This window comes from Micromonospora chokoriensis, assembly GCF_000718555.1.
In the GTDB taxonomy this organism is placed as follows: Bacteria; Actinomycetota; Actinomycetes; order Mycobacteriales; family Micromonosporaceae; genus Micromonospora; species Micromonospora chokoriensis_B.
In genome coordinates this window covers 48,704-60,607 of sequence record NZ_JOAN01000032.1, presented here as the reverse complement: position 1 = coordinate 60,607, position 11,904 = coordinate 48,704, and the positions used below count along the sequence as shown (strand labels likewise).

General features: G+C 70.0%; 9 protein-coding genes. 6 read left to right on the top strand and 3 right to left on the bottom strand.

Going from position 1 to position 11,904, the window contains the following annotated elements:
* Positions 1-69: 69 nt before the first annotated feature.
* The 4 genes from IF46_RS0130515 to galT all read left to right on the top strand — a co-directional run bounded on the left by IF46_RS0130515 (position 70) and on the right by galT (position 5,187).
* On the top strand, positions 70-1,560 hold the full coding sequence (locus IF46_RS0130515; RefSeq protein ID WP_232234216.1) for a glycosyltransferase family 2 protein: 1,491 nt from the start codon (positions 70-72) through the stop codon (positions 1,558-1,560).
* Positions 1,561-1,648: 88 nt separating this feature from the next.
* The gene (gene cysC, locus IF46_RS0130510; protein WP_030491867.1) at positions 1,649-3,178 is read left to right on the top strand and encodes an adenylyl-sulfate kinase; all 1,530 of its coding nucleotides are present in this window, start codon (positions 1,649-1,651) and stop codon (positions 3,176-3,178) included.
* 111 nt (positions 3,179-3,289) lie between these two features.
* Positions 3,290-4,114, top strand: coding sequence for a DeoR/GlpR family DNA-binding transcription regulator (locus IF46_RS0130505; RefSeq protein ID WP_030491866.1), 825 nt, complete (start codon positions 3,290-3,292; stop codon positions 4,112-4,114).
* Positions 4,111-5,187, top strand: a complete 1,077-nt coding sequence (galT, locus tag IF46_RS0130500; RefSeq protein ID WP_030491865.1) for a galactose-1-phosphate uridylyltransferase — start codon at positions 4,111-4,113, stop codon at positions 5,185-5,187. The genes IF46_RS0130505 and galT overlap by 4 nt, the downstream gene beginning before the upstream one ends.
* A 301-nt stretch (positions 5,188-5,488) precedes the next feature.
* On the opposite strand, the gene IF46_RS0130495 is transcribed toward galT, so the two are convergent.
* Complete coding sequence (locus tag IF46_RS0130495) at positions 5,489-6,706, bottom strand: NADP-dependent isocitrate dehydrogenase (protein ID WP_030491864.1); 1,218 nt, start codon at positions 6,704-6,706, stop codon at positions 5,489-5,491.
* A gap of 138 nt (positions 6,707-6,844) precedes the next feature.
* Between IF46_RS0130495 and IF46_RS0130490 the strand changes: the two genes are divergently transcribed.
* The gene (locus IF46_RS0130490; RefSeq protein WP_051724273.1) at positions 6,845-7,705 is read left to right on the top strand and encodes an MBL fold metallo-hydrolase; all 861 of its coding nucleotides are present in this window, start codon (positions 6,845-6,847) and stop codon (positions 7,703-7,705) included.
* A 92-nt stretch (positions 7,706-7,797) separates the two neighbouring features.
* On the opposite strand, the gene IF46_RS0130485 is transcribed toward IF46_RS0130490, so the two are convergent.
* Together IF46_RS0130485 and IF46_RS0130480 are read right to left on the bottom strand one after the other, a co-directional pair.
* Entirely contained in the window at positions 7,798-8,748 is a 951-nt protein-coding gene (locus tag IF46_RS0130485; protein ID WP_030491862.1) for a malate dehydrogenase, read from the bottom strand.
* A 139-nt stretch (positions 8,749-8,887) separates the two neighbouring features.
* Positions 8,888-9,748: a bifunctional methylenetetrahydrofolate dehydrogenase/methenyltetrahydrofolate cyclohydrolase gene (locus IF46_RS0130480; protein WP_030491861.1), complete on the bottom strand. Its 861-nt coding sequence runs from the start codon at positions 9,746-9,748 to the stop codon at positions 8,888-8,890.
* A gap of 483 nt (positions 9,749-10,231) precedes the next feature.
* Between IF46_RS0130480 and IF46_RS0130475 the strand changes: the two genes are divergently transcribed.
* Positions 10,232-11,833: a peptide ABC transporter substrate-binding protein gene (locus IF46_RS0130475; protein WP_030491860.1), complete on the top strand. Its 1,602-nt coding sequence runs from the start codon at positions 10,232-10,234 to the stop codon at positions 11,831-11,833.
* The last annotated feature ends 71 nt before the right edge of the window (positions 11,834-11,904 follow it).

The following is an 11,904-nucleotide window of genomic DNA, read 5'->3' as shown; positions in this document are numbered from 1 at the left end:
CATCGACCCGCCGGGTGACCGATCGACGGCGCGGGAGGGATCTTGATGGCCGAGGTGGGCGTCCCCAAAGTGAGCGTTGTGGTGCCGGCTTACAACTGCGGGCCGCACATCGAGAAGCTCGCCGCGTCGCTACTGCGCCAGTCGCTGCCCGCCGCCGAGTTCGAAGTGATCTTCGTCGACGACGGCTCGACCGACAGCACCGCCAAGCGCCTGGACCGGCTGGCCGCCGAGCACCCGCACATCACCGTTCTGCACATCGAGAACTCCGGCTGGCCGTCGCGCCCGCGCAATCTCGGCGTCGACCACGCTCGTGGCGAGTACGTCTTCTTCGCCGACGACGACGACTGGTTCGCCGACGAGGCGCTTGAGCGGCTCCACGCCTGCGCGAAGGCGAACGACGCGGACATCGTCGTCGGGAAGATGGCCGGGTACGGACGCCCGGTGCCGCGGGAGCTGTTCCGGAAGAACCGCTTCGACGCCACCCTGGCGAACGCGCCGCTGATCGACAGCCTGACCTGCCACAAGCTGTTCCGGCGCGCGTTTCTCAACGAGCACGATCTGCGGTTTCCGGAGGGCGGCAAGCGTCGGCTGGAGGACCACGCGATGGTCACGCGGGCCTACTTCCTGTCCCGACACACCTCGGTGCTGTCCGACTACACCTGCTACCACCACGTCCAGCGGACCGACTCGCGCAACGTCACGGCGGGCCAGCTGGAGCCGTCGAGCTACTACGGGGCCGTGCGGGACGCGTTGGACATCGTCGACGCGCACACCGAGCCCGGCCCGCTGCGGGACCGGCTGCACCGGCGCTGGCTGCGCAACGAGATGCTCAGCCGACTGCGCGGCAAGCGACTGCTGGAGGCCCCCGAGGCGTGGCTGGAGCAGGTCGCGCTGGAGATCCAGAAGATCATCCAGGACCGCTTCGCCCCTGGCGTCGCCGCCGGGTTGCCGCCCCTGCTGCGGGCCATGGCCTACCTGGCGGAGCGGGGCCGCGTCGCGGACCTACGCAAGCTGGCCCGTTGGGAGGCGGGCATCGCCGCGCACGGCACGATCGACGAACTCCATCATGCCGACCACGCTGTCACAGTGACCCTCGCCGCCGAGCTGCGCTCGAAGAAACAGCCGGTCGGCTTCCGCGCCGACGATGGCCGCGACGTGCTGGTGCTCCCGATGGACGAGATCGCCCCCGAGGTGCTCGACGCCACCGCTCAGGTGCGCAAGGCCCGCCTGGACCTGGTGGCCCGCCACCGGGAGACCGGCGCCGAGATCTTTCTTCCGATGACCTTCCAGACCGAGCGGATCACCGGTACGACCGGAGCGGACACCGTCCACCTGGTGCACCGGGCCACCGCAACGATCGACTTCGCCGCTCTCAACGGCGGCCGGACCAGGGGCAGCTGGATGCTCAAGGCCCGGATCACAAACGTGGGCTGGACCGAGGACGCGCGGCTACCGCTGGTGTTCATCTGCCGGGCCGACGGCTCGCGACCTCGGATCCGCGACGAGCGGAAACCGTGGAACTGGGTGCGGTCGGCGGTCGGCCGGCGGATCAAGCGCTGATCCGTCCGCACGGGTCGTGGAGTGGCGCTCTCGACCGATCGGCAGTCGGCTGCGAAACTGTGTGCCGGTCAGCGAGTAGGGGGTGTGGATGAGCAACGGCTGGGTGCTGCCCGACGAGGTGCTGCGAGACGCACCGGCGTACACGCCACGTCCCGGTGAGCTCGCGGATCTGGAGCTGCTGCTGACTGGCGCGTACGCCCCGCTTACCGGCTTCATGACCCGCGCCGACCTGGTCTCGGTCAGCCGGCGCGGCCGGCTGGCCGACGGCGCGCCGTGGCAGGTCGCGGTCACCCTCCAGGTGCCGGCCACGCTGGCCCAGGGCTTCGATCCACGCGACCCGGCCCGCCGGGCGCTGGTGTTGACCGACGGCGAGGGCGCCCCGACGGCCGCGCTCGACGTGGCCGACGTCTGGCCGGTACGCGAGGGCGTGGCGGGGTTGGGCGGCCAGGTCCGGCGACTGGGCGACGGTGGGCACGGTCCGTTCCAGCGGCTGCGCCGCAGCCCGGAAGAGGTCCGCGCGCTGCTGCCCCCGGGCCGGGTGCTCGGGGTGATCGCCGACCGGCCGCTGCATCGACCGCAGCTCGCCCAGATCGCGCACGCCGCCCGCACCCTGGCCGCCCATCTGCTCGTGATGATCCCGGTCGGTGAGGGCGGCACCGACGGGCTCCCGCCGGAGGCGCTGGTCCGCACGATCTTCGCGGCCCGGGACCGGATGCCGCCTGCCACCCTGGTCGCGGTGCCGCTGTCGCACCGACGCGAGGAGATCAGCGACGCGTTGCTGCGTGCCCGGGTCTCCGCCGCGTACGGGGTCACCCACCTGCTCTCCACCGGGGAGATGCTCTCCGGCGCCGGGCTGCGGGTGCTGGTGCCGCGCGAACTCGCGTACGACAACCGGGACGGGCAGTGGCGCTGGCGGGAGGACATCCCACCGCGCAACCGCCGGCTCGCGCTGACCCAGCCGGAGATCGACGACCTGCTCGACCGGGGTTTCCCGTTGCCGGAGTGGCACACCCCGCCCGACGTGGCCCGGGAGTTGGCCCGGGCCCGGCCGCCGCGCCGGCACCGAGGGCTGGTGGTGTTCCTGACCGGCCTCTCCGGCTCCGGCAAGTCGACTATCGCCCGAGGGTTGGCCGACGCGTTACGGGAGAGCGGCGACCGCACGGTCACCCTGCTCGACGGGGACGTGGTGCGCCGGGAACTCTCCGCCGGGCTGAGCTTCAGCAAGGCCGACCGCGATCTCAACGTGCGGCGGATCGGCTGGGTGGCTGCCGAGGTCGCCCGGCACCGCGGGGTGGGCGTCTGCTGCCCGATCGCCCCGTACGCGGCGGCCCGCGCCACCGCCCGGGAGATGGCCCTCGCCGCCGGGGCGGGTTTCGTGCTGGTGCATGTGGCCACTCCGCTGGAGGTGTGCGAGCGGCGGGACCGCAAGGGCCTGTACGCGCGGGCACGAGCCGGCCTGATCACCGGGATGACCGGCATCGACGACCCGTACGAGGAGCCGACCGACGCCGATCTGGTGCTCGACACCACCGACCTGAGCGTGGCGGACGCGGTGCAGGCCGTGCTGCACCATCTGACCGAGACCGGCTGGGTGGAGCTGAAGATCGCGTCTGCCTGAGCGTTGCCGTACCCCTTTTCTTCCACCGCTGACCACTACGCGCTAGTGTTCATCTTTGTTGGAACACGTTTGACTGCGTGAGGGTATGTGGACCCCCGGGAGGCACGGCGGATGCTCGCTCAGCAGCGGCAGGCGGCCATCCTGGAGCGGGTCCGCACGACCGGCGGCGTCCGGGTCAGCGAGTTGGCAGGCGAGTTCGCCGTCTCCGACATGACCATCCGGCGCGACCTGGAGGCTCTGCACGAGCGCGGCCTGCTGGCCAAGGTGCACGGTGGCGCCACCAAGACCGGGCCGAGTTCCACCGACGAGCCGGGCTTCGACGCCAAGTCCGTCCGCCAACTGCCGGAGAAGGCCGCCATCGCCGACCGGGCGGCTCAGCTGGTCCGACCGGGAGCCGCGGTCGCGCTCTCCGCCGGCACCACCACGGCCGAGCTGGCCCGCCGGCTGGTGGACGTGCCCGACCTGACCGTGGTGACCAACTCGCTGCCGGTCGCCGAGATCCTGCACGCCGGGGGCCGCCCGGACCAGACGGTGGTGCTCACCGGCGGCGTACGCACACCGTCGGACGCGCTGGTCGGCCCACTCGCGGTCGGGGCCATCCGGTCACTGCACCTGGACCTGCTCTTCCTGGGCGTGCACGGCATCACCGAACGGGCCGGCTTCACCACCCCGAACCTCATGGAGGCGGAGACCGACCGGGCCCTCGTGGCGGCGGCGGACCAACTGGTGGTGCTCGCCGACCACACCAAGTGGGGCACCGTGGGGATCTCCTCGATCGTCGAGCTGGCGGCAGCCCACGTACTGGTCAGCGACGACCGGCTGCCCCCGCCCGCGCAACAGATACTCGGCGAACAGGTGGGCGAACTGATCATGGTGAACGCGACAGGGGCGGGCCGCGTGACGCGCACGCCGACGACTGAGGGGACGGCGCCGTGAAGCGCACCGCGATCGACCTGGCCGACGGCCGGGAGCTGATCTACTTCGACGAGCGCGACGACGCCGTCCGGGACCAACCGGACCGCCGGGACCTGCCGCCGTCTCCACCCGCGTCGCAGCTGCGTTACGACCCACTTAGCGACGAGTGGGTGGCGATCGCCGCCCACCGGCAGACCCGCATCTTCCTCCCGCCGGCGAACGAGTGCCCCCTCGACCCGTCGGCGGGCGACCGGCTGACCGAGATCCCCGCACCCGACTACGACGTGGTGGTCTTCGAGAACCGTTTCCCGTCGCTGAGCGGCCGGGTGGCCGAGGAGCCCGGGGAGATCACCCCGTTCACACCGGTTCGGCCCGGCCTCGGTCGGTGCGAGGTGGTCTGCTTCACGTCCGACCACAACGCCTCCTTCGCCAGCCTGCCGCCGCGCCGGGTCCGTACCGTGCTGGACGCGCTCGCCGACCGCACCGAGGTGCTCGGCGAGCTGCCCGGCGTCGAGCAGGTCTTCTGCTTCGAGAACCGGGGCGTCGAGATCGGCGTGACGCTGCACCACCCGCACGGGCAGATCTACGCGTACCCCTTCGTGACGCCGCGCACCCGCGCGCTGCTGGCCGCGGCACGCCGGCACGCCGAGCGGACCGGCGGGGGCAACCTGTACGCGGACGTGCTGGCCGCCGAGCGCGCCACCGGCGACCGGGTGGTCGCCGAGAACGAACACTGGACGGCGTTCGTCCCGGCGGCCGCGCGCTGGCCGTTCGAGGTGCACCTCGCGCCGCACCGCGTCGTGCCGGACATCCCGGCGCTCAGCGACAGCGAGCGGGACGCGTTCGGGCCGCTCTACCTGGACCTGCTGCGCCGCTTCGACGGCCTGTTCGACATGCCGATGCCGTATATCTCGGCCTGGCACCAGGCGCCCGTGCGGATCGATCGCGAGCTGGGCCACCTGCACCTACAGCTGTTCAGCATCCGGCGGGCCACCGACAAGCTGAAGTACCTGGCGGGCTCCGAGTCCGCGATGGGCGTCTTCATCAACGACATCTCCCCGGAGCGCGCCGCCGACCTGCTGCGCGCCGCCTGAGCCGCGCTGCACTCCCGCTGTGCGGTGAGTGGCGGGAAACAGGGCGCGGGGGGCCCGGGACAGGGCCCCCCGCAGGGAAGGGACGGCTGGCTGTGCACGGCACAGCCGGGAAGGCTGGCTGATCGGCGCACGGGTGCCGCGGGTCGACCGAGGTCAACCTTCCTGGACTCGACTGGCATCTCGTCCATCCTGGTCAACGAGGCGCGCCGACCGCAGTGACGCCGGTCGGCGCGTCAGCGCCGGACACGCCGACGCCCGCCGGCAGGGTGCCGGCGGGCTTCGATGACGCGGTACGCCTGGATCAGGCGCCGATCTTGCGGGCCAGGTTCTCGTCGAGCGCGTTCATGAACTCGTCGGTGGTCAGCCACGGAGCGTCGCGCGAGATGAGCAGCGAGAGGTCCTTGGTCATCTGGCCGCCTTCGACGGTGTCGACGATGACCTGCTCCAGGGTGTTGGCGAACTCGGTGACCGCCGGGGTGCCGTCCAGCTTGCCCCGGTGGGCCAGGCCACGGGTCCAGGCGTAGATCGACGCGATCGGGTTGGTCGAGGTCTTCTCGCCCTTCTGGTACTGCCGGTAGTGCCGGGTGACCGTGCCGTGCGCGGCCTCGGCCTCGACGGTCCGACCGTCCGGGGAGAGCAGCACGGAGGTCATCAGACCCAGCGAGCCGAAGCCCTGCGCGACGGTGTCGGACTGCACGTCACCGTCGTAGTTCTTGCAGGCCCAGACGTAGCCGCCCTCCCACTTGAGCGCGGCGGCGACCATGTCGTCGATCAGCCGGTGCTCGTAGGTGATGCCGGCAGCGGCGAACTCGGCCTTGAACTCGGCCTCGAACACCTCAGCGAAGATGTCCTTGAACCGGCCGTCGTACGCCTTGAGGATGGTGTTCTTGGTGGACAGGTAGACCGGGTAGTTGCGGTCCAGGCCGTACCGGAACGACGCCCGGGCGAAGTCCCGGATCGACTCGTCGTAGTTGTACATGCCCATGGCGATGCCGCCGCCGGAGAAGTTGGCGACCTCCATCTCCATCGGCGCGCCGCCGTCGGCGGGGGTGTAGGTGATGGTCACCGTGCCCGGGCCGGGGACGACGAAGTCGGTGGCCTTGTACTGGTCACCGTGGGCGTGCCGGCCGATGATGATCGGCTTGGTCCAGCCGGGGACCAGCCGCGGCACGTTGGACATGATGATCGGCTCACGGAAGACGACGCCGCCGAGGATGTTGCGGATGGTGCCGTTGGGCGACCGCCACATCTTCTTCAGGCCGAACTCCTCGACCCGGGCCTCGTCCGGGGTGATGGTCGCGCACTTGACGCCGACGCCGTGCTCCTTGATGGCGTTGGCGGCGTCGATCGTGACCTGGTCGTTGGTCTCGTCACGGTGCTGGATCGACAGGTCGTAGTAGTGCAGGTCGACGTCGAGGTAGGGCAGGATCAGCTGCTCCCGGATCTGCTTCCAGATGATCCGGGTCATCTCGTCGCCGTCGAGTTCTACGACCGGGTTGTTTACCTTGATCTTCGCCATCGGCCGGCGCTCCTCTCGGGGGACACGTGCTCAAGCAGTACGAGCGTACTGCAATTGGGCCGGCAGCCCCCAGCCGGCCTCGACCGGCCGGCGGAAACCGGGCTGCGCGGCACAGGAGTTCCCTGGCATCATCGCCCGATGCCACTGAGCCGCACTCTCGGGTGTATCACGGTGACGGCCCTGACCGACGGGGAGGGTGCCTTCTTCCAGCCCCGCGCGGAGGCGTTTCCGCACGCCACGGCGGCCCACTGGCGGGAGGCAGACCGACTCGACCCCGCCTCGGTGACCGTCGACGGGCAGTGGTGGCTGCCATTCCGCAGCTTCGCGATCCGCGCCGACGACGGGCCGGTCACGCTTGTCGACGCCGGGATCGGCCCGACCGACGCACCCGCCGCCAGCTGGGCGCCGGTGCCCGGCCGGATGCCCGCCGAGCTGGCGGCCGCCGGGATCGACCCGGCCGACGTCGACACTGTCGTCCTGACCCACCTGCACAGCGACCACATCGGCTGGGCGGTCACCGGCACGCCAGGGCGGCCGTACTTCCCGAACGCGAGCTACCTGGTGCAGCGCGCCGAACTCGACGCGGCGGAGACGATCAACCCGGGGCTGCCGGCCGGCCTGATCGCACCCTTGCGCGCCGCGGGCCAACTCCGGGTGGTCGACGGCGAGGCCACCCTCACCCCAGCGGTACGTCTGCTGTCCACTCCCGGCCACACCCCCGGTCACCAGTCGGTGCTGGTGACCTCGGCCGATGACCGGATGCTGCTCACCGGCGACCTGCTGGTGCACATGGTGCAACTCGTCGACCCCGACCTGGCGTACGCCCACGAGGTGGACCCGGAACAGGCCCGCCGATCCCGACTGGCCGCCCTCCGCACCCACTCCCCCACCCTGCTAGCCACCCCCCACCTAGGCGCCCCCTTCACCCCCACCCCACCCCACCCCGCGCGGGGTGATCATGAAGTTATTGCGCCGACACGCCGCTTAGCCGGGCAATAACTTCATGATCACCGGGGGCGGGCCGGGGCACGGACGCGAAGGGCGCGCCGGCGGAAGCCGGCGCGCCCTTCGTAAAGCGGTGGTTCGGGGAACTACATGCTGGAGATGTCGCCCTGCTTGGCGCGGACGGCTTCGGCGGCCTCCAGGAGGCTGGCGCGCTCGTCGGCGTCCAGGTCGGTCTCGACGACCCGCTTGACGCCCTCGGCGCCGATCGCGGCCTCGACACCCAGGTAGACGCCGGAGATGCCGTACTCGCCGTCGACCCAGGCGCAGACCGGCATGACCTCGCCGGAGTCCTCCGCGACGGCCTTCGCCATCCGGGCGGCAGCGGCGGACGGAGCGTAGTACGCCGAACCGGTCTTGAGCAGCGCGACCACCTCGGCGCCACCGTTGCGGGTCTTGACGACCAGCTCCTCGATCTGCTCGGCCGGCATCGCCTCACGCAGCGGCTTGCCGTTGACGGTGCTCTTCGACGGCACCGGGACCATGGTGTCGCCGTGCGAGCCGAGGGTCAGCGTGCGTACCGACGCCACCGGCACGTTGAGCGCCTCGGCGACGAAGTTGCTGAACCGGGCGGTGTCGAGCATGCCGGCCTGGCCGAGCACCCGGTTCTTCGGGAACTGGGTGGCGAGCTGGGCCAGCGCGGTCATCTCGTCCAGCGGGTTGGAGACCACGATGACGACGGCGTTCGGGGCGTACTTTGCGACGTTCTCAGCGACCTGGCGGACGATCTTGGCGTTGGTCTCCAGCAGGTCCATCCGGCTCATGCCGGGCTTCCGCGGCAGGCCAGCGGTGATCACGACGACGTCGGAGCCCTCGATGGCCTCGTAGCCCTCGCCGTTGGCGCCGGTCGTCACGCCGACCACCTTGGTCTCGAAGCCCTCGATGGCCCGGGACTGGTTGAGGTCGAGTGCGAGGCCCGCGGGCTTGCCCTCCACGATGTCGGTGATCACTACGGTGTCGAAGACGTCGTACTCGGCCAGGCGCTGTGCGGTGGTGGAGCCGTAGAAGCCAGCCCCGACGACAGTGACCTTCTTACCCATGGTCGTCCCACTCCCTGATACCAGTCGGTTTTCCGGACCGTATCAGTCATCCTGGCACCGATCGGGCCAGGGGCGGCGGCCATCGCCGGTATGGGGCGAACGTCACCGCCGCCCTGGTTCGGCGCTGCCGACGTGCGGGTCAGCCTCGCTCGGCGCGCTCCACGACGTTGGTGAGCAGCATGGCCCGGGTCATTGGGCCCACGCCGCCAGGCATGGGGACCAGCGCGCCGGCCGTCTCGGCCACCTCCGGATCCACATCACCGGTGTAGCGGCCCTTGCCGTCCGCGCCGATCACGCGCGTGATGCCGACGTCGACCACGACCGCGCCGGGCTTGATCATGTCGGCGGTGAGCAGACCCGGCACCCCGGCCGCGACGATGACGATGTCGGCGGCCCGGGTGTGCGAGGCGATGTCGAGGGTGCCGGTGTGGCACAGGGTGACCGTTGCGTTCTCGCTGCGCCGGGTGAGCAGCAGCCCGAGCGGCCGACCGACGGTGTTGCCCCGGCCGACCACCGCGACGGTGGCGCCGCGCAGCGCCACGTCGTGCCGGCGGAGCAGCTCGACGATGCCGCGCGGGGTGCAGGGCAGCGGGCCGTCGTAGCCGAGGACGAGTCGACCCAGGTTGACCGGGTGCAGACCGTCGGCGTCCTTGTCCGGGTCGATCAACTCCAGCACCCGCTGGGTGTCGAGGTGGGCCGGCAGCGGCAGCTGGACGATGTAGCCGTGGCACGCCGGGTCGGCGTTCAGCTCGGCGATCACGTCGTCGACCTGCTGCTGGGTGGCGTCGGCCGGCAGTTCGCGGCGGATCGAGGCGATGCCCACCTCGGCGCAGTCGCGGTGCTTGCCGTTGACGTACGCCTGGCTGCCCGGGTCTGCCCCGACCAGCACCGTGCCGAGCCCGGGGATGATGCCGCGTTCCGCGAGCGCCTTCACCCGTATGCGCAGCTCGTCCTTGATCTCCGCTGCGGTTGCCTTGCCGTCCAGAAGCGTCGCCGTCACGACCAGATCGTCTCACGGCCGCCACCCGCGGTTCAGACGACCTCGCCCGGGCGACCCGCCGCCGCCCTGATGGGTCGACCGCCAGGGCCGCCAGATCCACCTGGGCCGACCATCGAAGGAGTGACCGTGCGTAACGTGTCGCTAGTCACTCTCAGTCACAATTTGTGGATTCGATCACGGTCGAACCAGACAGGTCAGGCCAGCACCGCAGAGACCGGATCCCCGCCCCAGCGAGCACCGGCCGAACCCAAGCGGATCCAACCATCTCGTTGGCCGACCGAATATCCGCAGGCGAAAGCCGCTAAACCTGGTTTTCCCTAGCAGATCTGCCCGGTCCCGGCAAGGGCGGCAACCCCGGACCGTTATTGACCTGCCACCGCATCGTTGTCGATGGCCCGCCGCTGACCTACCGTTGCCGCTTGTTGCGCAGCGTAAACCCAGCGTCGGGCATGACTGCGCAGCGTGAGGAGATGAGGAGGCTCAATGCGAGTTCGTAGACTCGCCGCCTGGACCGCCCTCCCGCTCGCGGTGACGCTGGGCCTCGCGGCCTGCGGCAGCGGCGGAGATGGTGGATCCGGCGGCAACGGCAGCTCAGCGGTCAGCATTCAGATCGCCGAGCCGAAGCACCTGGTTCCCACCAACACCACCGAGACGTCCGGGTCGCAGGTGCTCGCCGGCCTGTTCAGCCCACTCGTCGACTACGACGCCCAGAACAAGCCGTACGAGGTCGCCGCTCAGTCGATCACCTCGTCCGACAACAAGGTCTGGACGATCAAGCTCAAGGACGGCTTCACCTTCCACAACGGTGAGAAGGTCACGTCCCAGAACTACATCAACGCGTGGAACTACGGCGCGTACGCCCCCAACGGCCAGGACACGAACCCCTTCTTCGACAAGATCGAAGGGTACGCGGACCTGCAGGGCAAGGCGCCGAAGGCCAAGGAGCTGTCCGGCCTGAAGAAGGTCGACGACTCCACCTTCACCGTGACGCTCTCCGCGCCGTACATCGACTTCAAGACCACGCTCGGCTACAACGCGTTCTTCCCACTGCCGGACGCCGCGTTCTCGGCTCCGGGCGTGCTCAAGGACGGCTACGAGCAGGCGCCGATCGGGCAGGGCCCCTTCAAGATGAAGGGCACCTGGCAGCACGACAGCAAGATCGACGTCGAGCGCTACGACGCGTACCCGGGTGAGAAGCCCAAGGTCAAGAACATCGAGTTCCGGATCTACCAGCAGCTGAGCGCGGCGTACGCGGACGTTCAGGCGGACAACCTGGACGTGCTGCCCACGATCCCGACCGAGAGCATGAGCACCGCGCAGAGCGACCTGGGCGACCGGTACCAGACCAGCCCGATGTCGTCGTTCCAGTTCCTGGCGTTCCCGACGTACGACAAGGACTACAGCAACCCGGACGTGCGTAAGGCCATCTCGATGGCGATCGACCGTGACGAGATCACCAAGTCGGTCTTCAAGGGCTCGCAGCAGCCGGCACGCTCCTTCGTCTCGCCAATCCTGCCGGGTTACCGGGACGACACCACCGGCAAGGCGGGCGAGTTCAACCCGACCGAGGCCAAGAAGCTCTACCAGGCCGCCGGTGGTCCCGCGAAGATCGTCATCTCGTACAACGGCGACGGCGGTCACAAGGACTGGGTCGACGCGACGGTCAACCAGCTCAAGGCCAACCTGGGTGTCGACGCCGTCGGCGTCGCCGAGCCGAAGTTCGCCGACCTGCTCACCAAGGTCGAGAACAAGACGCCGGTCGGTGCCTTCCGGATGGGTTGGGTCATGGACTACCCGACCATGGAGGACTACCTCGGCCCGCTGTACAGCACCAACGGCTCGTCGAACTACTACGGCTACAGCAACCCGGAGTTCGACAAGCTGGTCAAGGAGGGTTCCGCCGCCAAGACGCAGGACGAGGCGATCGCCAAGTACCAGCAGGCGGAGGACATCCTGGCCAAGGACATGCCGGTGATCCCGCTGCGCTTCGGCCAGAACGTGTTCGGCCACTCGTCCAAGGTCAAGAACGTCGAGATGGACCTGTTCCAGCGGGTCAACCTCGTCAAGATCGAAGCAGCCAGCTGAGCTGACCATGGTGCGGGCCACCCGGGCGACGAAGCCCGGGTGGCCCAAACCGCACCACCGGGGCCGGGCCG